Source organism: Streptococcus cristatus, assembly GCF_963529205.1.
Lineage (GTDB): Bacteria > Bacillota > Bacilli > Lactobacillales > Streptococcaceae > Streptococcus > Streptococcus cristatus_O.
On record NZ_CAURYF010000011.1, the window covers coordinates 1 to 24,857 of the forward strand.

Consider the following 24,857-nt stretch of genomic DNA (forward strand, 5'->3'; position numbering starts at 1 on the left):
CTGATTGGCTTGCTGATACAGATGCTGAGTGACTTGCACTTACTGATGCTGAAGCTGATTGGCTTGAGCTTACAGAAGCACTTACGCTTGCACTTGCTGAGGCACTTTGGCTCGCACTTGCTGAGCTTGAGGCTGATTGGCTTGCACTGATGCTTGCTGAGATAGAAGCTGAAGCGCTTTGGCTTGCACTTACTGATGCTGAAGTTGAGTGACTTGCACTTACTGATGCTGAAGCGCTTTGGCTAGCCGATACAGATGCTGATTGACTAGCACTTACTGACGCTGAAGCGGATTGACTTGAGCTTACTGATGCTGAAGCACTTTGACTTGCTGATACAGAGGCGCTGGCTGATTGGCTTGCAGATACTGATGCTGAAGTTGAGTGACTTGCACTTACTGATGCGCTAGTTGATTGGCTTGCACTTACTGATGTTGAAGCACTTTGACTTGCAGATACAGACGCTGAAGCGCTTTGGCTAGCTGATACAGATGCTGATTGGCTTGAACTTACAGAAGCTGAAGCTGATTGACTAGCTGATACAGATGCTGATTGGCTAGCACTGATGCTTGCTGATACTGATGCTGATGCGCTTTGGCTTGCACTTACAGACGCTGAAGCTGATTGACTTGAGCTTACTGATGTGCTAGCTGATTGGCTTGAACTTACAGACGCTGAAGCTGATTGACTTGCAGATACTGATGCTGAAGCCGATTGACTTGAGCTTACTGATGTGCTTGCTGAACGACTTGCGCTAAGCGATGCGCTAGCTGACGCACTGGCCGAACGGCTCGAACTTACAGAAGCTGAAGCTGAGCGACTTGCAGATACTGAAGCTGAAGCTGATTGGCTTGAGCTTACTGATGCGCTAGTTGATTGGCTTGAGCTTACAGAAGCCGAAGCTGATTGGCTTGAGCTTACAGAAGCCGAAGCTGATTGACTAGCTGATACAGATGCTGATTGGCTAGCACTGATGCTTGCTGATACTGATGCTGATGCGCTTTGGCTTGCACTTACAGACGCTGAAGCTGATTGACTTGAGCTTACTGATGCGCTAGCTGATTGGCTTGCACTTACAGATGCTGAAGTTGATTGACTTGAGCTTACTGATGCGCTAGCTGATTGACTTGAGCTTACTGATGCTGATTGGCTCGCACTGATGCTTGCTGATACAGATGCTGATGCGCTTTGGCTCGCACTTACAGACGCTGAAGCTGAGCGGCTTGAGCTTACTGATGCGCTAGCTGATTGACTTGCACTTACTGATGCTGAAGCTGAGCGACTTGCAGATACTGATGCGCTAGCTGATTGGCTTGCACTTACAGACGCTGAAGCTGAGCGACTTGAGCTTACTGATGTGCTTGCTGAACGACTCGCGCTGAGCGATGCACTAGCTGAGGCACTGGCCGAACGGCTTGAGCTAAGCGATGCGCTAGCTGACGCACTGGCCGAACGGCTCGAACTTACAGAAGCTGAAGCTGAGCGACTTGCAGATACTGAAGCTGAAGCTGATTGGCTTGAGCTTACAGAAGCCGAAGCTGAGCGACTTGCGCTAAGTGATGCACTCGCTGAAGCACTGGCTGAACGACTTGAGCTTACAGAAGCTGAAGCTGAGCGACTTGCGCTAAGCGATGCGCTGGCTGATGCACTCTGACTAGCACTCAAGCTTGCTGAGTGAGATTGACCGGCGCTAAGTGAAGCACTCGCTGAAGCACTTTGACTTGAACTTACTGAAGCTGAAGCACTTTGACTTGCAGATACTGATGCTGAAACTGATTGGCTAAGGGATCCGCTTTCTTTAACATTTACTTGAATGTCCTTAAAGTTAAGCTGTCCCGCTTCGTCAGTGATCTTATATTTAAGTGTTACAGTTCCTGTTCCAGTAGGCGTTCCAGAAATTTGGATAGATGGGATATAGCCAGTTTTACCAGCCCCTGGTTCATTGCTTTTAGTAGTAACTGTTAATCCAAGTGCTTCTAGTTCTTTCTTACCATGAATCAGTTCAACCGCTTGATCTGCAAGGTAAGAACTTTGCCAAGAGCCAACAGACTTATCTCCTTTGTTATTACCATCATGAACATATAAAGTTTCATTAACTCGTTTACCGACTTCAACCTCAGGAACTAGTGGTTCAGGGGAAGGAGTTAGTGAGTCTTTGCTCTTGTTGATAATTGACTCCTGCGCAGCCTCAGTTACAACTTCTTCTGGACGGCCTAGATAGGTAAAGAATTCAGCATCCTTACCTCCCGATCCATTAGTATGTCTGACGAGCATATTAGGATTTTCAGTTAAAACCGTCCCTGTAATAGTGAGTTTTGGAACATAGGTGAAATCAGCACGCCTTTCCACCCCTGTAACAAACCTCAAGCCACTATATTTGGTTGTACCACCATTACCAGTGTACAAACGCATAGAATTTTTGGCATCTTGCTCATATCTATACTGTTTATCATTATGGAAATATAAAGTTTCATTAACTTTTTCGCCTACTTTATATTTTGCAAGAGGAGCCAATGCTTCTTTTTTCCCTTCAGCATCATACGTTACGGCAGGACCCTTAAACTGAGTAGTAGTAAGGTTTATGAATATGCTGGTTTGAGGAAAGCTACGTCCATCAAAGGTCACATCCAGATTGATACTACTTCTAAATGCTTTTGGATTATCACTCTTGAAAGTTACATATGGAATATAACGTCCAGGAGCCACTTCCACACGACCTGTTTCCGAGGTAATATTATATTTCTCTTGTGCTTCTTGCCAGTTTCGAGTCTCTAGAGTTTGTCTTGGAGAAAGTCCTGCAAACTCACTATCCTTATATGAACCGTAAGGATATTCGTCCGCATCAAATTGAGACTTATGCATATAATATGTCACTGAGAAAGGAACACCTGCTCGTCCCAGAAAGACCCGTTGTCTATTTAAACGACCACTTGTTTCTGGAGAGTTGATGCTATATGGATCGGTATTTAGAAAGAAAGGTTCTTTTGATCCAGTATCGATCGGATTTGCTCTAAATCCAGAATACCCTGTCTTTGGTGCAGTCGCTACAGTATTGTCAACCTTTTGGTTTTTCTCAGCTTGCTTGGTTGTATCCTTACCTTGGGCTTGGTTCTTATCTGCTACAACACCAGCTGCGATGTTGTTGCTAGTCGTTGCTGCTTGGCTTGTGCTAAGAGCTGCACTTGCCAAACTTTGGTTAGCACTACCTGATACAAGACTTGCCGCAGGGTTGACCTTAAGGTTGAGCGATGCAGAAGCTGAGGTAGACACAGAAGCCTGAGCTGATGGTTCGCTAACAACTGATGTACTCTCAACTACAGAGGCAGGTGCTTGAGCGCTTGCTGACGCTGATGGTGTAGAGCTTACTGATGCAGATGCTTTTGCACTTGCTGACTCAGATGATGGAGCAGTTGACTGACCTGCTGATGTTGAAGCACTTGCAGATGCCGACTGACTTGCTGAGGCAGATTGACTGACTGAAACTGACTGACTCGCACTCGCTTGATCCTCAACAGATTGACTGACTGATACAGAAGCTGTTGCAGATGCTTGTTCTGCTTGAGCTTTCTTTACTTCTGCTTGCGCTTGAGCGATGATTGAGTTAGTACTTGTTTCAGTTGTTTCAGCCGCTTTCGGTTCAGCTGCGATGACTGTTTTATCCTTTTCTGCATACTCAGATGTTTCATCCGCATAAACAGTTTGCTCTTGAGTCATCACAAATCCTGCAGCCCCCGCGGCCAGGATTCCCCCTATACCCGCTAGCGTGTTAAAACTAAGGTGTGCGTGATCAAGTTCTTCAGTGTCTGACAGGGTACTAGAGACAACTTCGCCCATCCCACCGATACGGAAGAGATCCAATTGAGAGTTCGAGGCTTTTACCCAGTCTTTACCCGACTTGTAAAGCTTATAACGCTTTTTCTCATCTACGATCTCGAAATCTTTGTTAAATTTTTTACTTCGAAACATTCGATTCCTTTCTTTTATCCAATTGCGACCCTTTGTTAATCTCATGACCATTAACAAAGCGTAGTTGCGCTGTCCTCTCAAAACCAAAGCCAATAAAAGCCACAGTCAGTCTCAGTTTTTATCCCTTTGACTCAGAAAAAGCAGATTTCAACTGGTATATACCAGTTGCTTTTATCTAATATATACCACCTATTATTTTACCAAGACGGCTCCTCCTTTTCAAGTATTTATACTCTAAATAACCAATGAAAACGCCTAATTTTTACCTAAAATTCGCTTTTAAGTTTCAAATTGTTGAAAGCGTCTTATTATCTTTTGAACCCCTACTCCCCCCTTTCACACTAGTTCAATTAGAGAGAGGCAAAAAAAACCTTGACGATTTGCTCGTCAAGGTTCATCTTTTCCAGAGACCTCCTCCATCCAGAAAAAATCCTAGAAAAAGTGTCCCAACTGCATGAGTAGCGTGACCAAAAGGGTGATGAGAAAGAGAACTCCGCCCAACACAGCAATCATGCTAAAATCTTGCTTCTCCCTTTTTAGGGGTTTCTTTCGATTATCTAGCTGTTCTCGTATATGTTCTTGTAAAATGCCATTGTCCTTGTTAGACATCTGCTCCTCCTTTTCTGTTGATAGAAAGGAACTTGCTTTCATCAAAAGCAAGCCCTTGTCTTATTAGCTTATAAAATTGCCTTGTAGGCTTCCAGATCAGCCTGATTCGCCACCTGTTTTTGCTTAGCAAGAGCAGCCTCCATTTCAGACGGAAGAGAGAGGACTCCCTGAATCTTACCCACCATTCCTGAGACATTTTCTGGTGTATAAATGTGATCATCCGCAATAAATCGACGGCTATGACAAGTGTTTGTAAAACTGAGAATCAGCATGTTGTTCTCAAAAGCTGTGCGACATGCATTGAGGATTTCATCGCTGATATTGATATCTAGATACAAGTCACACCTCTCAAAAAGCTCTGCAACCTTTGCCGGACGAATATTTGGATAAAGCGAAACATTCGGATAACGATTGAGCCCCATCAAATGGCCAGACATTTCTGTGATGGCTCCAATATGGAAATGCACAGTTGGCAGCTGGGTCAAGAGTTGCTCTATTTGCTCAAGCTGATCGCTATTGGTCAAAATCAAGGCTTCTGGATTCATATTATTAAGGCGTTGGTATTGATAGATATAACCAATATTGTGGAAATAGATTTTTTCTTCTGGTGTTGCCAAGCTTTGAATTTTCTCATATACCTGCCTGTCCTGAACAGCGATGCGGATATTGCGATGAGGCATTTTCATAGCTACTTTCATATTTCCAGGTAAGGCTTCTCCGATAGGCTCCTGCCAGAAAAGAACATCTTCTGCACGACCATTTTTAGGACGAAGAGCGTAGGCCACCAAGAAGGGGGTTGCTAGAGAATTATAAATAATACGATCTGTATCATATCCACGATATTGCAGATAAAAGACGACAAATTCTTGTTTGGATTTAAAGATGTGACGCTTTCCTTCAAGTGTCAAGATGATATCACCAGTCAGATGATTTTCCATAATGACCACGACATTGTTCTGGTCAAAATAGCGAGTATGGGTCGGGCGTTGTGTCTGATCGTAGGTTATTTGTGCGAAAAGGCGTCCTTTGCGATTATAGATATCTGCTGCTCGAACCTGCCCCTCTGTATCCAACCATTCGACAGCCCGTACACGTCTTTCATGCGTTGGTTGGCGATAGAAAATATTCGCACGCTTCTTGCCCATATCCAAGATTTCGCCATTTACATTGCTGGAGCGAATCTCCCATAGGTGCGGTTTAGGGACAAGGTTAAAATAAATTGGCCGGCCTTCTGGTGTATCCAAATCTCCCGTGAAATAGCTGTAAGGAGACTCGACATCTGGTGAAAGATAGCCATCGTCTTGTACAACAACAACAGGACAATCAAGTCCTGTTGCTTTTAATGAACGTAACAAATCAAAACTTGCTTGATCATAGCGGTCAAACAAACAAATCATAGTGGTTATGCCTTTCTTTCTGAATCCTACTTACTTGGTCTGAGCCGATCGAACCAGATCAGACCAGCGCTGGGCAATATGCTCATCAAGGTAAGGCTCAGCTACCTCATAGGATACACGGGACAACTCTTCTTGAGAATGTTGAGTTAATAGCTGAACAATCTTTTCTGCATACTCTGTCGTCATAGCATCTAGATCATCTGGACGAGCCTTAGGAATCAGGTAGCCATTTTCTCCATCGCGGATAAAGGTCGGATTGCCATAACGAACATCAAAACCAATGATGGGCAGGCCAGAACCAACTGCTTCCAACAGAGTCAGACCAAAACCTTCACTTGTAGATGCCGCTAGATAAGCGGAATAATTTTTGTAAATATCCGCCATATGATGATGCCCCATCAGACGGATATACTCTTCTGCTTGCAGATCCGCAATCAGCTTCCGCAGCATAGCTTCCTCACCACCTGTACCATAGATATCAAAGGTGATTTCCGGTAGTTGTTCATGCGCCTTCACTACAGAGTGAATCAGCCAATCAATATGCTTTTCACTGGCCAAACGAGAAGCTGTCATCAAACCAAAAGGTTTCCGCTGACCTTCTGGTCGGCGCAGCTGATCCAAGCTACCCACAGGAATAGTTAAAATATTCTTCGGCTTGATGTCGGTATATTGAGCAAACTGCTCTTTCAGAAGCTCTGTTTGGGCAGCCGTCGAGTTGATGATGTAGTCCACTTCTTCTGCGTATTCAAATTGATACTCGTAGTAATTGTTCCACAGGATATAGTCTTGTTCCGCGGGATTTTCACTGAAGTGGTCTGCGTGAACGATAACAGCTAGTTTAGCAGCCCCCTTATTGGCGAAGATTGGCTGGCCAATATCTGTCTCTCGGTCTAGAATCAGTAAATCCTTATCTGTCAACTTCAAGCTTCTCATGAAATGAGCAACAAACTCCTGCTTGGAGTAAAAGACCTGATCTGGAAAGCGATAAACTTGAGTTTCCGGCTTACCGTCTACTTCATCGATAATCTCTTCGTAAGCCACGCTGCCATCTTCATTGAGCCAAGTCCGTTGGTAGAGACGAGCCCGACCATCTACAGGACTATAATACTCAATAAAGTTTTTGGTATATGTATAATATTCTTTCTGAATGAGGCAGCCACGCGAAACAATCTCAGCCCGCTCAATCAGCTCATTATCCATATCGCAAGCATAGCACGTTACGAAATCATTGTCTCCAAACATGACTCGGAAGGTCTTGTTCTCAGGATTCCGAACGATTTCTAGAGGTTCTCTATTAAAACTAGCTAAAACATGTGCTAGAGTGTAGGTCGTTGGAGCAATCTTAACATCTGTAAAATACTGATAGAGCCAAATGACCTCAGAGTCTTCAAAGCCGATATTCTTCGTCAAATGTTCAATATTATCGGCTGAAATAAAATCCATAAAGATGAATTTTGCCTCTAAGCCCACACTGCGAAGCAATTTTGCACGATAAATCTGCGCATACTCTACTCCACTGCTTGCCCAACCAATTCCTAGGTTGATGTTATAAATTGTCATAAACCATGTTCCTCTTACAAAAGATTATCTTTTTTAATTCTTGAAAGGCGTTTGATGATTTTTCCTTTCTTCTTTTTGTCTTTTTCTTTATCTTCGTCTTTAGACTTCTTGACAGGAGAAGTGAAGTAAGTAACGGGAACAGAGCTATCTGTACCTGTCTTAGCAAATGTTTGCTCGATATTGACAACTTCTTTTTGTGGAGCAGAGATTTCTACTGGGACTTCTTCCTCACCAAAAACATCTGATTCATTTACTTCTTCTTCGTGCGCTTCAAGAGAAGCTTCATCAAATAAACTTTCAGCTTCAACTTGCTCATTTGAAGCCTCGTCTTCTTCCAAAGGCGTATCAAACAAACGCGTAGCTTCATCTTCCTCTAAAGGAGTATCAAATATGCTTGCAAATTCGTCATCTTCCGAAGCTTCCTCGATTAGACTTGCGATGTCAATTTGACCCTCTAAAGTTTCTTCGTCTAGAATCTGACCAATTTGACTAAGAAGCTCTTTGATTTTTTCCTTTTGTGCCTTATAAAGCTGTTCCGTTTCAAGACGTTTTTTCGTCAATTCATCGATTTCTTCAAGGATAGACGATCTTACTTGTAAGAAGTCTTTCTGAGCTTTTTCTAGAACCTCTTGAGCCTCTTTTTCTGCCTTTTCATGTGCTTCAATAATCAGCGATTTAGCATAAACGACGGCTTCACCGATTTCTCTTTCTTGGTTCTTTAAAGCATCAATTTTTTTACGTAAAGATTCAATTTTCTCATTCTTTTTACGAATTTCACTATCAAATCCTTCTTCTAACGATTCAATGTATTCTTCAACTTCCTTGGCACGATAGTTACCAAATAGGGTCTTTTTAAGTCTCATTCTGCTCCCTCTATTCTTCATTTATTCTAATTATATACTATCTTATCAATTGTAGCATAAAATGACGCTTATTACCATTGTTTTATAAGTCTCCGAGCAAAAAAATCCAACACCACAGGAGCAAATAAGATTCGATTTATCCACTAGCTCTATGCTTTTCTTAGTTTTGTAACCTTATTCTTTTATAAGCAAAAACACCTGAATAGATGACATATAATCCATTCAGGTATTTTCTTAAAAGGTAACTAGATGTAAACGCATCTAGTTTAGAAATTGAGATCTACCCAGCTAAGAGGTGTATAGCCAAGAAGCTCAACGCCATCATATTCTACTGTTTTAACGATCTCTTGAATATTCGTTTTTAGCTCTTCTATTGATCGGCTGTCTGACTCATCTAATACTAGATCATCTTCCACAATAAATAGTGGCTTTTGATAGCGGTCATAAAGATTATTCATAGCTAGGCGAAGACCTACAGGATCAATTGGATTTTTATCGGTATTATTATAGCCATATTTATTGATAAAGACTTCTTGAGAATTACTAGATGCATGGTAGCTAAAGCTAACAAAATCAACCTTTCCGACTCGTAGGTCAAAGAAGTCATCATTTTCAATATCTAAAGCAATCTGCTCACGTTCTAAACGGCGCAAGAAATGGTTTGGATAAGAACCACGAACTTGTACATCTGTAAAGACATAGTTTTCACGGTTCTTAACTTCTGCTTCCATCGCATCAATCGCACTATCTAGATTTTGACTATAGTTACGACTAACTACCAACATGCCGCCAAATTGAAATTCTGGATTGATTGATTTTCCAAGCTTAACAGCACGTGCCGAAGCGACCAATTGATAGTGAGCTACCTGCCAGATTCGTTGGTTCCGATTTTCTCCATCCTCAAAAGACAGACCGCCACCAAGATATGGTAAATGGTGTAAAATATTAAATTCATTAAAAGTAATCCAATATCTTACCTTGTCTTTAAAATGTCTGAAAACAGCTTCTGTATAATGCTCATAAAGTTCAATCATCTTGCGGCTCTTCCACGCGCCGTATTTTTCATACAGGTGGAGAGGAAGATCGAAATGACTTAAAGTTACAATCGGTTCAATGTCCTTTTGCAACACTTGATCAATGATAGCTTCATAATATTTCAAACCTTCTTCACTTGGCTGCACTTCTTCTCCAGTTGGGAAAATTCGTGCCCAAGAGATAGAAATTCTGTAAACATTGAAGCCCATCGATTGAATCATATTCAAATCACTAACATAATCCGGTTGACTCGCTAAAGTAAATTGTCCCAGAAGATCATAGGCACCTATTGGTACTTTTTTGTAGTTGATTTCCCCTGTCAGTACTCCTATACGTGGTTCACTAATTGGTAATACATCCGTCGTTCCCAAACCTTTATTGCTGTTGGGCATCGTATTTCTAATCATAATGACTCCTTTTGATTTTGTGAATATATGTGGATACTATTGCATCCTCTAGTATCTTTAAAATTATCGCTGATCTTTCTTATTTTGAGCGATAGAAGCCAATCCAGATAATGTACTAGCGACATTTTTTAAGTCAGGAGAAATTGGCTGTAAACCTGGTCTTACCATCTGATATGCCTCTTGATCTGTCACGCTCAAGTTTGGAGTTGTAGAGACTTGAACAGACAAGCTTTCTTGATATAGTGCAACTGCCTCTGAAAGTTCCTGAGATGCAAGGTTCATACTATCAAGCGATTCTTGTTGATAAGCAAGAAGCATTGATTCTGTTCGAGACAAGCTAAGTGACAGAGATTCTGAAACTTGTAAACTATGTGATACTGACTTAGACTCTGAAACACTCTGTCTGTAAGAAAGCAACTCTGAGACTGAAACACTATAAAACTCAGATAAGGAAACTCTCACAATACTTTGACTGAGGTGCTCTGATTCACTTAGGGAAATCGACTCACTCAAACTAAAGGAAGTTGAGATGCTGACACTATGACTAAGAGATTCTGAAAGACTAATAGAGACTGATGTACTCTGACTAACTGACTCTGAAACTGAAATTAACTTGCTCTCATATGCAGATTGGGCAACAGAAGCACTAACTGAGAGTGAAGAACTGATCCAATTATACTCTGAAATTGATTGACTCAAACTTAAAGAAGTTGAAAGGCTTGCACTTTCACTTAATGATTCAGAGATACTGAGACTCTGGCTAAGACTTTCAGACTCACTCAAACTCAAGGAGCTTGAAACACTCAGGCTTTGACTCAAGGATTCTGAAACACTGAGGCTCTGGCTAAGGCTCTCAGACTCACTCAAGGAAACTGATTTACTTAAACTAAAGGCAGTTGAAAGGCTTACACTCTGACTGAGAGATTCTGAAACACTCAGAGAGATTGAAGCACTCTGACTAATAGAGTCGGAAATCGATGTTAACTTGCTTTCCAATTCAGATTGGGCAACAAAAGCACTAACTGAGAGTGACGAACTGAGCCAAGTATATTCGGAAAGCGATTCGCTCAAACTAAAGGAAGTCGAAATGCTTGCGCTCTGACTCAAGGTTTCTGACACACTAAGGCTCTGGCTCTCTTGTTCAGATTGACTGACTGAAATTGACTCACTGAGGCTCAAAGAGAGTGAAGTGCTGACACTCTGGCTCAAGGATTCTGAAAGGCTGAGACTCTGACTAAGGCTTTCAGATTCACTCAAGAAAGTTGACTCACTCAAACTGAAGGAGCTTGACGCACTGAGACTTTCGGATTCACTCAAGGAAACTGACTCACTCAAGCTGAAAGAAGTGAAGACGCTCACACTCTGGCTGAGAGATTCTGAAACACTAATAGACTCGGAAATTGATGTCAATTGGCTTTCCAATTCAGATTGAGCAACAGAGGCACTAACCGATAATGAAGAACTTAACCAAGTATACTCAGAAAGTGATTGGCTCAAACTCAAAGAGCTTGAAAGGCTAAGACTTTGACTGAGAGATTCTGAGACACTAAGACTGAGACTATCTTGCTCGGATTGGCTCAAGGATTCAGAAACACTGAGACTTTCATATTCGCTCGAGGAAGCCGATTCACTCAAACTAAGAACTTCTGAAAGACTGGTACTTTGACTAATAGACTCTGAAATTGAGGTCAACTTGCTCTCTAATTCAGATTGAGCTACAAAGGCACTGACTGACAATGAAGAGCTTAACCAAGTGTATTCAGCAATAGACTCACTCAAGGATGTTGACTCGATAAAAGAGATGGACTCGCTAAGACTGAGAGATTCCACTATCCATCTACTCAAAGATTCTGAAGCAGAAAGTGATTCACTAGCATAAGCTGATTCTGATAGCTGCTGACTCTCCTTGGCTGATTCAGACTCGAAAAGAAGTTGAGAAAATGCTTCACTCAAGGATATAGATTGACCGATACTCAAAGATTCAGATGCCGAAAGGCTAAGTGAAGTAAACTCAGACTGAGCCAACCACTCAGAAATAGAGAGGCTCAGACTAGTGCTGAGAGAAGTCAAGAAGGTATCTGGATTACTTTCACTTACTGAAGATGATTCAAACTCGCTCGAATCTGAAAGGCTAACTGAGGCCGCTTCTAAGGCACTTAAAGACTCAGACTCAGATAGGCTCTCACTCTCGCTAATAGAAGCAGAAAGTGATTCACTAGCATAAACTGATTCTGACTCGGAAAGACTGAGAGACTCTGACTCTAACAGACTCCAGTAAACAGACTCAGATAGACTCTCACTCTCGCTAATAGAAGCAGAAAGTGATTCGCTAGCATAAACTGATTCTGACTCGGAAAGGCTGAGAGACTCTGACTCTAACAGACTCCAGTAAACAGACTCAGATAGGCTCTCACTCTCACTAATAGAAGCAGAAAGTGATTCACTAGCATAAGCTGATTCTGACTCTGATTCTACTAAACTCCAGTAGGTAGACTCAGATAGACTCTCACTCTCGCTAATAGAAGCAGAGAGTGATTCACTAGCATAAGCTACTTCTGACTCAGATTCTACCAGGCTCCAGTAGGCAGACTCAGATAGACTCTCACTCTCGCTAATAGAAACAGAGAGTGATTCACTAGCATAAGCTACTTCTGACTCAGATTCTACCAGGCTCCAGTAGGCAGACTCAGATAAACTCTCACTCTCGCTAATAGAAACAGAAAATGATTCGCTAGCATAAGCTACTTCTGACTCAGATTCTACCAGGCTCCAGTAAATAGACTCAGATAGACTCTCACTCTCGCTAATAGAAGCAGAAAGTGACGCGCTAGCATAAATTGATTCTGACTCAGAAAGACTGAGTGACTCAGACTCTACCAGACTTAATGATTCTAATTCTGAGCTTATTATAGTTGATTCATGGGAAGCAACTTCATGAATGTCATCAGAACTTTCCGATGTCCATAGTTCTTCATGATATTCATTTGAACCATTGTAGACTTCTGTTGACGCTGAAAGTGCCGCATCCTGATAAGAAGATTGACCTACCAAATAATCTTCATCCGACTGTTCAACAATGTGAGCAAGAGAATCCTGAGAAGAGACCTCTAAGGAATCATTCTCCCACAGCGAATCTTGAAGAGAACTCTCGCTTGTTGAAACAGAGTCACTATCGAAATGTTCAGCAGACAAACTCATTGAGGTCGAAACGCTCATTGATAAACTTTGGCTGACATTTTTTATCAGATCATCTACTATCAAGCTATTGTTGGCTTGAAAATCCTCAAAGTCTTCCATAATAGAAATTGGTTCTGTCTGTGGTTTTAATTCTTCATTAACACCTAACACAACCTGATTCTGTTCTTGAGGTTTTCGGCTAATCGGTTTTAAGATGGCTGCATCCGGATCATAATAATTATCATCCTCCGTCACCAATCGTTTAAACTTCGATATAACGCGCTTAAACCCCTTTGCTTTTGCTTTATTATTCTTACCCATAAATATACATTTTCTCCCGAATGCAGTTATATCCTTATTATAAAGTGTATAGCACAATCTGTCAAAACTTTAGCCAAAGAAAACCTCTAATTTCCCTGTAGGCTGAACATTGACATAGCTAAGCGCCATATTTTTTATAATTTTAAGATTCATGTCTGCATTCATTCTCTTATATGACTCAAAAGCCTCTTTATGAAACTCATATACCGGATTCTTTTGCGCATAACCTTGACTAACCACTAAAGTTTGAAATTGTTGGAGGTAGTCAACTTGCTCCACCCAGCAATCATCTACTGCTCTTAGCACTGCAATGCGTTGAAGCTGCCCAAACAGTTCTGAATCCTCAATTCTATCGCGTTTTCGCTGATATTCTTCAATGAAAAGCTTAGATAGAAACTTTTTAACTTGACGAATGTTTGTCACATCTAAATCTCTCGGAATGCCTTGACAATAGTAGCTAATGTTATCCAAAACAAATCGATACAAATCGGCCTGCTCTCTAAATGGATGCTTCTTCATATAGGCGTCCATAGCATCTGATAAAACAGATAAAAAATATTCTAGTTTAAAGTCAGGATGAGCAATAATGTCATTGCGCCTGTTATAAATGATCTGCCGTTGAATTCGGATACTTTCGTCATACTGCTCCGTTGATCGTCTTGAAGTAGCTGCCGCATTATCGCTGTTTCTCTGAGCTTCTGTTACCTCATATTTAATACGAACCGATTTTAGACGAACCTTCTGTTTTTCCTCTGGCTTGGCGACTTCTTTTTGATAAAAATCATTGATCCACTTACTGCCAGTCTTTGTGATAATATCATCTTCAAGTGAAACAAAGAATTTACTTAGTCCAGGCGCGCCTTGACGGCCTGCACGACCACGAAGCTGCAAGTCCACTCGTTCACTGGACATTCTCTCTGTTCCAATAACCGCCAGTCCGCCTAATTTAGCAACACCTTCTTCTAGGATAATATCCGTTCCCCGACCAGCCATAGAAGTTGCGACGGTTACCGCAGAACGCCGGCCAGCCTGTGCAATCATCTCTGCTTCTTTTGCTGCATTGTAGGCATTTAGCACGTTATGAGCAATTCCTTCCTGCAACAGGAGCATGGAGTAAATTTCTGACATTCTTACCGATCCTGTCGCAATCAGAACTGGCTGCCCCTTTTTGTGTAGTTTTTTAATATAATCCAAAGAAGCATAAAGTTTTTGAGGGATCGTTAGATAGATCTCATCTGGATAATCAATCCGTTGATTGGGTTTTCTAGTTGGTACAACAACCACTCCCAAGTCATACACTTCACGAAATTCATCTTCACAGACCTTCCCTGTACCCGTCATCCCCGCCAATTTAGGGAACATCTTGAACAGATTTTGATAGGTAATAGAGGCCATGGAACGTGTTTCTAAGGAAATCTTTACGCGTTCTCTCGCTTCCAATGCTTGGTGCAAACCAGATTGGAGTTTATTCCCTTCTAAAACTCGCCCTGTTGCCTCATCCATCAACTTGACTTCGCCATTTTCTACAGTATACTGACGATCTTTTTCAAATAAATGATTGGCCCTTAAAGCCAAATTGATTTGGCGGATCAGTTGGTAGTTATTTGGATCGTAGGCATTTTGTACACGGAAGTATACTTCTGCTTCTTTGACACCTTTTCTCGTCAACCAGACTGAAGTCCGAGTCGAATCCAGCTTGAAGTCTTCCCCTTCTTTCAAGGTCTTAACAAACTCATCACAGGTAATAAATAGATTGGACTGAACCCGCGGAGAGCCTGATATAATCAGAGGCATTTGCGCACTGTCTAGGAGAGCTGCATCAACCTCGTCAATCAAACAGAAATAGAACTTAGGCAAGAATTTCTTTGCTTGAGAGGTTGCTAAGTTTTCCTCAAGGTAGTCAAAGCCCAGCGCACTATGTGTAGTATAAACGATATCACTTTGATAAATCCGCTGCTTTTGCGCAACCTTCAATTTTTTAGCTGGATTTTCTGAAACACCAATCCCAACTGTCATCCCTAAGTAATGAAAAACAGGAGCCATTTGTTTAGCATCGCGTATCGCCAAATACTCATTGGCCGTAACTAAGATGGTGCTGTTTCCAGTCAAAGCATTTAAATACAAGGGAAGAACCGCTGTCAGCGTTTTGCCCTCTCCTGTCCTCATCTCGGCAATCTGATTGTCTTGCATGACTAAGGCACCTAAGATTTGTACATCGTAAGGATAAAGCCCCAAGACGCGCTTAGCCGCTTCACGAATAGTGGCATAGGCTTCTGGTAAAATTTCCTGCAGCCTTTCTCCCTTAGAAAGACGGCCTTTAAACCATTGAGTTTTAGACTGCAATTCTTCATCTGACATGTCTGCATAATCGTCAGAAAGCTGATTAATCTTTTCTAAGATCTTTTTATACCGCCTTAGTTTAAAGGAATTAGCTAAATGTAATTTTTTAGGCTTCATTCTTTCTCATCCACTCTTCCGTTTTCCCCAAGTCTATTTTTTGAAGCAAAAAGGACTGATCCAACAAATAATCAATTTTGGTTAGTACCCGTGGCCTATTTTTCAGATGGGCATATTCTTTTACTCTAGCTGAGTTGAAGCGTTCCAGTAGCAAATCTCTAAATAAAGGATAATTCACCCTATTTCGATAGCGATCAAGAACATGCTGATAATCCAATTCTGACATAAAATCATCAGTCACTAAAGCATAGGCATTTTCAAATTGCTGTGAGTAGAGTAAGGCTGCCATATTTGAAATCGGCCCATAGCCAGCAAAAGCTACCTTTTCAAAAGAATATTCTCGCGACAGCTTTTCAATTGTTCCAAGCAAGATTTCGAAGAACTCTTTTTCCATATACAAAAGAGCGTCTTTATAGGAAGAATTGACTACCAGCAAATTTGGAAAATGTTCCCGAACGATTTCTGGAATGTAACCCGTCCGATTGAAATCAGGCTCTGTAAAGCATACGTAAATCGTATCTTCATTCACATCCTTATGCAACAATTTCGAAATCCAATAGCGATCGATTGTATAATCTGCCACACCTTCTTCGGCAATATAGATGCTTTCAAACAAGAAACGATGGCAACCAGAACTCACTAATTGAATTTTATAATGATGGGTATTGTTCGGAACGCGAACGCTCATGGTTTCACCTTGCTTAATGATTTGATTAAAAATCTCCTCATCACGCGCATTCATAAATTCAATCTTCAAGTAAGTCGAATTTTCAGGAAGAGTCTCCAGATGGCTGCCAAAGATATATTTTTCTCCTCGCTTCAATTCAGGAAGCTGGCTCGTATTTCGTAAAGCCTGATAGTTTGCCTGCGAATGCCATTCATGAATAACTGTCCCAGATGGCATGAATTGATTCTCATATAAGACACGCCCATCTGCTAGCAGCTTAACAGACGATCCATATAGATACTGAGATACACTTTGCATATCCCAATAAGCAGAATAGATTTCTTCCTTGTATCTCACGAATCAAACTTCCTTTCAAAACTATTCACTAATAAAGTTTTATATTGATTAAAGAACCATTCGACAATTCCTTGCGTATCATCATTGTGTCGTCCAGTCAATCCTTTACTAATGACATTAACGCGATAAGCTCGCTTCCCTAGCTCTTCTAACATATCAGGGTAGGCCGTACCATCGTAATCATCATGATACATATAAGACACAATAAATTTCGTCCTTGAAAAATCAGCCTCTTTGAATGCTGACCAGAAGTGCTCATTAAGTTGAGCTGTTCCTTCCTCTGATAATTCTCCTGTTGTACGAAGCACCAAATCTAAAGAAGTAGGAAAACCTCCAGGACGAATCGTGGATTCATTCTCTGCAATATCGCCTAAATTTACTAAGGGCTTACCAACAATCACTGCATGAGGCTCTAACTTGGAAGCATAATACAGGGCTCCAAAGGTCCCCATTGATAATCCAGATAAAGTCAACTGATCCCTTGTAAAGCCTAATTCATCTAAACAATGATGGATGACTTGAATCAGCTTTTGCTCAAGCTCCTCTGAGCCGAGATAGAAAGCTCCCCCCTCAGATCGCGGATCTCCAATCAACAAGAACGGGGCTCCCAAATTGTTCATCATCCAGTATCCCTCAAATCCTTCAGCTGGACGATAACCAGAAAAATAAATATTGAGAGGTGGCTTCAGATCACCAGGATGGAAGTAGTAAATCAATTCCTCCCGATTTTTATCCACAACACGATTTCCACCAATCAACAAGTCCCCATAACCCAAATGAGACTGGCGATGGTGGAATGGTCCAATTTTCACAATTCCTTGACCTTTTACTTGAACACTGACGCTTAGGTAATAAGAATCGCTGGTATCCAAAACGAGAGGCTTCTCAAAAGATTCTTCATCATAAATCCATTCTTGCATAGGAGAATTGCCAACTGGATAACCCTTGATGACATAACGAATTGCGCAATCTTCAGAATTTCTGAACTCTGGCCATAAATCCAAAGGGGCATCTGAACCCAGGAAGATATTGTACTGATAGGTTGCTACAGTTTGATAATCCTCACCATATTGACCACACAGACGGAGATAGTTAGTTCCTTCATAGTTAATCTGACCTGAGAAGGAGGGATTGACGGCTAGATGATTAACACTGAGCTTGGTACCACTTTGCTTAGAAGAAAAGCCCCGTGAAAATAGATACAGCATCTGAGCTGGATCTTCAAAAGTAGACTGAACTGCCCTTTTGCGTAAAAGGAATCTTTCCAAAGTTTTTGTAGTGATCTGACAGCGCTCATGATAAAACAAACGATAAACCTGAATTAAGCTGTCCAATACTGTGATGTACTCAAAATGCTCAACAGTATCTACCAAGACAACATCATAGGGCTTAGTAGCCTTTGGTTTCTTCCCATCATTTTTTAAAATACCAATATCTTCTGGCAAGAGAGACATGATATCTTCTGGTTTAACAAATGTCCATGCGATATTACTAGGAATCTCATATTGGTGCTGCCAATTCTCATTGGCAATCTGTAGGACACTAATTCTGTTCATTTAGCTTTAATTCCTTTATCGTATTTTTCCACATTTCGACAATTTCTCCCCTTGTATACAGCTCAATCCTCTTAACCGAATGTACCAAAGACTGATTCCAGTGTTCCAAATCTGTGAGGTAATACAAGAGTGCCTCTTTCAGGTTAGAAATATCATTCATGATCCAACCATTTTCGCCATGCTTCACATAGGAAGAATTATACAAATTCACTTGAGGAATCCCTCCGCTGATACCTGCAATTTGAGTTCGGATATCTGCCGGGCTTCCCAAATCCAAGATGACGCGAACATACTTCAGAGCCTTCGCCAAATCGGTATCACTATGAATCACCACAGTATCAATTCGCTCTCTGAGGCTATCATCATCTTCTAAGCGTGGATCACCACTCTTGGCAGCCTTATCTTTGTCAACAAGGAGCAATTTTTCTGCATACTTTGTTGATGATAAAGATTCCTCAAGAAACTGTAGAATAGAAGCTTCTCGACCAAAATCCTGACTCTGCGTCCCAACCAATAAGTCAATCCACTCATGTTGCAACATCATATCAAACAAGGAAGTAAAAACATATTGAAGATGATGTTCTGGTAAAGTATCGAAATTGACATAGATAATCAACTCTTTTTTCCGCTGACTATGCCCAAGATTCAACTGTGTATCATAGGGTGGAATCTCATAATAAGCAGGGAGTTGCTCGTCTTCTACTTCTCCTACTTGTTCTGCAATCTTCACGATTTTATCTAAGCTATCTACCACAAAAAATGGGGTGTCTTTTAAATCAGAGAATAATTGTTCTGTATTCGTAATCGGATAACGATTGCCAAAGAAGGACTGAACAACAAGATGGTCCTTCTTAATCTGTTGGAAAAAATGATTATGCTGCACATCTGCTGAAACAATAATCGAATCATCCTTGGTTAAAACAGAAGCCAAATGCTGCTCTAGCTTTTCTTTAACAAGCTCCTCAATATTCTGATAGACATCCTTAGCAAATGTGCCCTGTGCCTCAGGATTGATAATGACCTGCTGGTTATCAGCTGTCAAAAATTCTCTGAATTGCCATATCCCTTGTGCATTCAGATAGTCCTGATAATAAGGCTGATTATGCTCAAAATAGATAATACTGGAGACAAAGCCACGGTCATCAAAAACAAGCTGATAATCTATCTGATTATTTTCAAAATAGGTAATATCAAAAATATTACCTATTTGTGAAAAATTAATCTGAGCATGAGGTAGGTGATCGACGTAAACATCTACAATAAAAGGAGTATAAAAGATTTCTGCTCCCTGAGGCCATTTCAAATCATCCAAACGAATTTTTCGTGCAGGCACATCTGTCAGACCTTGTATGCTATCAAATAGATTCCACATTTCATCTGATGAAAGTCTTTGTTGATAAAAGAAAGTCCGGATATGAGGTGAATAATTCAAAATCAGGACAGAGTTGGCTTCTCCTGATTGTTGAAACATCCGCAATAAATTTACGGCATCATCAAACATCATATTTTTTGGTTGCAGATAGAAAGGTAGGGCAGTAGAATACCATTTTCGATCTTGTTTATACCAAGACGGTACAAAGTAAAACATATCCCTCTATTCTCCTTTTACTTCTAGTTCTTTATGATAATAAGTCCCGATTCTTAAGATTCGTATTTCTTCACGCAAGGGCAAGAGCATGCTGATCAAAATGACTAGTGTGCTTGGCAAGGTCAAAAAGAAACTTGGTAAAGGCAAGAAGAAATTAATAAAATAGGGCAGGCCGACATACAAGATGAGATAGATAGCTCCTATATTTGATTGCAAAGAAATATAGTGTTTTAACACTTTTAAGGTTTCTTTCCCAGGCTGAATATAGTCAAAATACTCACCCTGACGCTGCAAGCGTTTCGCTGTCTCTTCCGGTTCCAAATTGATATAAGCAAACAAAATAGCCAAGAGGTAAATTGCAACTAGATAAATAAGGAGACTCAAAGGTTTTGTAAAGTCAAATACATTTCCAATTTTTACTGAAAATCTTTTTCCCGTCCAGTCTAGTAATAATTGGAACAACATCAAGACACTTGTTGCATACATAATGGGCATTCCACCAGAAGGAATGAACTTAATTGGCAAATAAGATTTATCATAATAGCGACTGCTTAACATGATCCGATTGAGAGGCAGACGTATCTCGGCTTTCTCACATACGACAGCAACAAAGGTCAAGAGAAGATAGGCCAATAGAGCCACAACTAAAATCATTCCTCCTCGGACAGAAGACAAGGATTTCCCAAGCAAGACTATTAATTGGTCAGCAAACTGGAGTAAAATCCCTGAAATGATAATAATGGTTGACCCTCCCACTCCTTTACGAGTATTAAGACTTGACAACCAAATAATGATAAAACTGCCTGTCACAACTGTGAGTAAAACTGCTAGATTATAGAGCCAATCATCCACGAGAAGTAGAAAGCGACCATTTCCTCTATAAGCGGTGTACATAATGGCTAGTCCCTGCACAATCGCAAAGAACAAGGTTAGGATTTTTTGAAAGAAATCTGTTTTTTTAAGAGACCAAGATTGTATATTCCAGCTTTTCTTTAGGTTCATGACTTGCCATACAATCATGGTCGTAATCCAAGGCCCTAGGCCCAAAGAAAATACTGAAATCTGAGAAACATCAATTCCTGCCAGCAAATACAAAGCGGCCAAGGGATTGTCTTCCTTTACCCGAAAAGCTTCCATACTGCCATTGTAGCCTGGAAGCAAGATATGTCTTCCTAATATATAAATAGTAATGATGAATAGGGTAAAGAAGATTCTCTTTCTAAAAATATTCTGACGCTTCTTTTTCTTAAGACCAAAGTGCTCCATTTATTATCCTTTATTTGCATTGTGGACTTGCCCAGAGCCCTCTTTTCATACATAAACTTGTCTTTTAAGTCAAAGACTTAAGAAAGCAAGCCCATTCCATAGAATTATAGATAAGGAATCAACTTGCTTTCTCTATTTCGATTACAAAATGTGGGGCAATTCGTCATTTAATTAAAATCTGATCGAATTTTTTCCACCATTTCCTGATAATTCTCATGTGAGAATACTTGCTCTGAAACCCCTTCTGTTTGAACATTATCAAAGGCGTAGACAGGCTTACCAGACTCTTGAAACTCCCTAATCACATTGTCGAATTTCTGGTCATGATTGATATCTAGATAAATATCACTGCTCGCAAGTAGATCTCTTAAAGGATAGGGTAAAATCACAGGGTGCAAGCGAACATTTTCATAAGCCATCAGTTTGAGTAACTTATCAGACATCTGTGTGTAGGCAGCAATATGAAACAGGCAGTTTGGCAATGCTTTCACTAAATATTCAATTCCCTCTAACCTATCCGAGTTAGTCAAGGTTACGCAGTGGAGAGCAAAGCCTTCATCCCTCTGTTTAATAGCTTTCTCGATACCAAATTCATCTGTCTCGATAATGGTCGACCAATCAAGAGTATTGTAAAACCACCATACTTCACGCAGACGCATGTTAGAAACAGTGTTCCATGGTTTTTGACCAGAAATATAATGCAGAACAGCAGGCAGTGGGGAAAGCGGAATTTCGAAAATCCAGTCATGCTTATCTAGCGCAGCTCCCATGTCAAAGCCGATTTGAAAATTGTAAGTATCTTCCAAATCAAGTTTTTTGCCCTCAAACATCAAATTCAAGATGGACTGATCACCTTCAGTAAAATTGGCTAATTCTCTATCTGTCAACTCGACCAATTGCTGAGCCATGTTTTCTTCACGCCAACGCTTATTATTGATGAGCATCACTCCAGAATTAAAGCCCAAGCCTACTCCATACGTCGCGCGAATCGTTGCTACATAATAATCTTCCAGATCCATCTCAAAAAGATGATCCAGATTTCGTGTCACAACAATATCACAATCTAAATATAAGACTCTATCTGCTTCAACATAATTCGGTATAAAATAGCGCCCGTAAGCCATGTAGTTGATGTGAGCATAAGTTCCAGCTTCCCATTTCGATTTCACCTGATCGTCAATCTGATCATTAAACAATTTCACATCGTTCAACTGACTACCAGCTGCTTCTACCTTCTGACGCGTATAGTAAAACCATTCTTGAGGAATGTCCTGATTGAAAACATAAATATCTAAATTTTTATGATGACAGCAAAGAGATTTTATGGTCGTTTCAATCTGTCTGATATACCCATAATCTCCTGAAACCACAATGGCTTTTTTATTTCCCAAAATACTACTCCTACTATGTTTATGATATTCTCTAAAAAGATCACTATTAGGGCTCATTATACCATAAATTCCGCCTTTATTCAAACGCCTTCTTGGAAGCTAGACCTAACTTTTCTAGCCTTAAAAGAGAGGTGAAAGCTAAGCAGGCAAAAAGAAGAAAGCTTGCTATAAGCGCTTCTAATATATTCATCCTTTTAAAATCAGACAGACGCCACCTGTAACGTATTTAAATAGGTGCTGATCATGCTATCAAATTTTATAAAATTAGGCCATCCCAAAAAATTAATAGATATTTTCTTGAGAAAAATGAGAGTGGGATAGAAATCGGTAATTCGTTAGAATTCGATTTCGTCGTCCCACCTCCGCACAGTTGAGTAGGGCTATAAAGGCTGATGAAATCAGCGTAATAGAGCCCATTCAACCACTGCGTCTTGCTCGACAATCCAAAGACAATTGAGAGGCTAGGACTTTTGTCCCAGCCTCATCTTACCCTACTTACATCACTTAGTTATTATGCACTCGATTCATGTATTCGGTGTAAGATTCTGTATGCATCAATTCCTTGGCATTCTTGACCCGGTCAGCAGTCGGTGGCTTCACACCTTCCAGTGAATAAGGAATGCCCAGCTCCCGCCACTTAAATTCTCCCATAGTATGGTAAGGAAGGATTTCAAACTTATCAACGTTCTTGAGTGTTTTGACAAACTTACCTAGCTCAATCAAGTCCTCATCACGGTCTGTTAAGCCTGGCACCAGAACGTGTCGAATCCACACTGGCTTTCCAATATCTGAGAGATATTTTGCACAGGCCAAGATGTTTTTATTGGTCTGGGTAGTCACGATCCTATGCTGCGCCTCATTAATTTCCTTGATATCCAGCAAAACCAAATCCGTCACCGCCATCAGTTTATTAAACTTTTCTAGATAACGAGGCGTATTTCTAAAAGGCAGGGCGCAAGTATCCAGCGTACAATGAATCCCCAGCTCTTTGGCCTTGGTAAAGAAAGCAATCAGAAAGTCGATTTGCAGAAGGGCTTCTCCCCCGCTGACGGTAATACCACCTTTATTACCCCAGAAACCTTTGTAACGAAGGGCTTCTTGTAGGATATCATCCACAGTCCGCAGTTGAGACTTGTTAGTCTCCATCTCCCAAGTATCTGGATTGTGGCAATATTGACAACGCATATGACAGCCCTGTAAAAAGACGATGAAGCGGATACCTGGTCCATCCACTGCTCCAAAACTCTCCGTAGAGTGCACCATTCCCGTTACTTTCCCATAATCAATCGCTTCTTCAACCATAATAATCCTCTTGTACCTGAAAACGTTTTACTATAACTACATTATACCACGATTTGACTAAAAATAGATAGATTCTGCCTATTTTTTAGAAAACAAACTGTTTTTCAATTTCATTTTCATTGTGTTACAACAGATAGAGTTTTTCAGTTTTTCTAAAAACTACTACTCTCCGTTTCCATCTTTCTCCATAAAAAAAGCCGCCCTAGAGGCGACCTTTTCGGAGATTGTTATGAAAAAAAGGTGCGGAACTATAGCTATAACAGCTGCTCATCTGTTAAACTAAAGGACTCCTTCTATCAAATAAAGTTAAGAGGTCTTCATTTGATGTTTCTAGTATACTGCACCATACTTAAAAGAAGCTTAAGCTGGTTTTAATCATTATTTTACCAGAATAGCCAAGGTTTAGTATGGCTGCAGATTCATGGTCGTTGTTACCGTTGGCTCCTCATAATTCGAAATCAGCACCTGCCTAATTTGATAATATCTAAAAATGCTCTATCTCCTATCTCTCCGATGGCCGCCAGTTTCAATACACGGAGAGCCGGCACAAACTAGATAAATTTCGCTTTGTGGATTTTGCTACTCGGCAAAAAGAATGAGGATTCTATTCAGCAAATATAAAAAATCTCCTCTGTCAGCTAAAATCTAGCGAGCAGAGGAGTTTTCCTGTTCTTTGGTTTGTTTTTAGTTTTATACGTTGTTTATATTTAGGAGATGATATGAAAAATGTATGAAATGTTGATACGAGAATCTATTTCTTGCTTCTATTGCTAGTACTGGTTAGGCTACTTCGTTTAGCTTGGAGCGAATGAATGATTTCTGATAGGTTACTTTATATGTCATTGGACTGCCCTCATTTCTTATTTGTTGGGACTAGTATAAGACTTTTAGCTTAAGCATTCCTTATAAAAATCTTGCGGAAAACCTAAAACAAAAGAAG

General features: G+C 40.6%; 14 protein-coding genes and 1 pseudogene. 1 reads left to right on the forward strand and 14 read right to left on the reverse strand.

Annotated features, from left to right (window positions below; all coding sequences use genetic code 11):
• The 14 genes from RWS39_RS03720 to pflA all read right to left on the reverse strand — a co-directional run.
• Nucleotides 1-3,964 (reverse strand): KxYKxGKxW signal peptide domain-containing protein (locus RWS39_RS03720; protein WP_314480591.1); only part of this gene is annotated, 3,964 nt, incomplete at its 3' end.
• Between the two features lie 432 nt (nucleotides 3,965-4,396).
• Nucleotides 4,397-4,573 (reverse strand): XRE family transcriptional regulator, encoded by a 177-nt coding sequence (locus RWS39_RS03725; RefSeq protein ID WP_143989835.1) that lies wholly within the window; start codon nucleotides 4,571-4,573, stop codon nucleotides 4,397-4,399.
• Between the two features lie 68 nt (nucleotides 4,574-4,641).
• Nucleotides 4,642-5,970, reverse strand: a complete 1,329-nt coding sequence (gtfB, locus tag RWS39_RS03730) for an accessory Sec system glycosylation chaperone GtfB (protein WP_314480595.1) — start codon at nucleotides 5,968-5,970, stop codon at nucleotides 4,642-4,644.
• A gap of 30 nt (nucleotides 5,971-6,000) precedes the next feature.
• Complete coding sequence (gtfA, locus tag RWS39_RS03735) at nucleotides 6,001-7,530, reverse strand: accessory Sec system glycosyltransferase GtfA (RefSeq protein ID WP_314480598.1); 1,530 nt, start codon at nucleotides 7,528-7,530, stop codon at nucleotides 6,001-6,003.
• 14 nt (nucleotides 7,531-7,544) lie between these two features.
• Nucleotides 7,545-8,393 carry a hypothetical protein gene (locus RWS39_RS03740; protein WP_314480600.1) on the reverse strand — a complete coding sequence of 283 codons (849 nt, stop codon included), beginning with the start codon at nucleotides 8,391-8,393 and terminating at the stop codon, nucleotides 7,545-7,547.
• 266 nt (nucleotides 8,394-8,659) lie between these two features.
• Nucleotides 8,660-9,835, reverse strand: a complete 1,176-nt coding sequence (locus RWS39_RS03745) for a family 1 glycosylhydrolase (RefSeq protein ID WP_314480602.1) — start codon at nucleotides 9,833-9,835, stop codon at nucleotides 8,660-8,662.
• A gap of 63 nt (nucleotides 9,836-9,898) precedes the next feature.
• Complete coding sequence (locus RWS39_RS03750; protein WP_314480605.1) at nucleotides 9,899-13,333, reverse strand: serine-rich family protein; 3,435 nt, start codon at nucleotides 13,331-13,333, stop codon at nucleotides 9,899-9,901.
• Between the two features lie 69 nt (nucleotides 13,334-13,402).
• Nucleotides 13,403-15,790 carry an accessory Sec system translocase SecA2 gene (gene secA2 / locus RWS39_RS03755; RefSeq protein WP_314480608.1) on the reverse strand — a complete coding sequence of 796 codons (2,388 nt, stop codon included), beginning with the start codon at nucleotides 15,788-15,790 and terminating at the stop codon, nucleotides 13,403-13,405.
• A complete protein-coding gene (gene asp3 / locus RWS39_RS03760) occupies nucleotides 15,780-16,814 on the reverse strand; it encodes an accessory Sec system protein Asp3 (RefSeq protein WP_314480612.1) in 1,035 nt (344 codons plus the stop codon). The genes secA2 and asp3 overlap by 11 nt, the downstream gene beginning before the upstream one ends.
• Complete coding sequence (gene asp2 / locus RWS39_RS03765; RefSeq protein WP_314480615.1) at nucleotides 16,811-18,370, reverse strand: accessory Sec system protein Asp2; 1,560 nt, start codon at nucleotides 18,368-18,370, stop codon at nucleotides 16,811-16,813. Before asp2 ends, asp3 begins: the two co-directional genes overlap by 4 nt.
• Nucleotides 18,357-19,958: an accessory Sec system protein Asp1 gene (asp1, locus tag RWS39_RS03770; RefSeq protein ID WP_314480618.1), complete on the reverse strand. Its 1,602-nt coding sequence runs from the start codon at nucleotides 19,956-19,958 to the stop codon at nucleotides 18,357-18,359. The genes asp2 and asp1 overlap by 14 nt, the downstream gene beginning before the upstream one ends.
• A gap of 6 nt (nucleotides 19,959-19,964) precedes the next feature.
• Nucleotides 19,965-21,224 (reverse strand): accessory Sec system protein translocase subunit SecY2, encoded by a 1,260-nt coding sequence (gene secY2, locus RWS39_RS03775; protein ID WP_314480622.1) that lies wholly within the window; start codon nucleotides 21,222-21,224, stop codon nucleotides 19,965-19,967.
• Nucleotides 21,225-21,391: 167 nt separating this feature from the next.
• Nucleotides 21,392-22,615, reverse strand: coding sequence for a glycosyltransferase (locus RWS39_RS03780; protein WP_314480625.1), 1,224 nt, complete (start codon nucleotides 22,613-22,615; stop codon nucleotides 21,392-21,394).
• A 504-nt stretch (nucleotides 22,616-23,119) separates the two neighbouring features.
• Nucleotides 23,120-23,917, reverse strand: coding sequence for a pyruvate formate-lyase-activating protein (gene pflA / locus RWS39_RS03785; RefSeq protein WP_314480627.1), 798 nt, complete (start codon nucleotides 23,915-23,917; stop codon nucleotides 23,120-23,122).
• Between the two features lie 503 nt (nucleotides 23,918-24,420).
• Between pflA and RWS39_RS03790 the strand changes: the two are divergent.
• Nucleotides 24,421-24,516, forward strand: a pseudogene (locus tag RWS39_RS03790) (trehalose operon repressor); the annotation flags it as partial.
• Nucleotides 24,517-24,857: the final 341 nt, after the last annotated feature.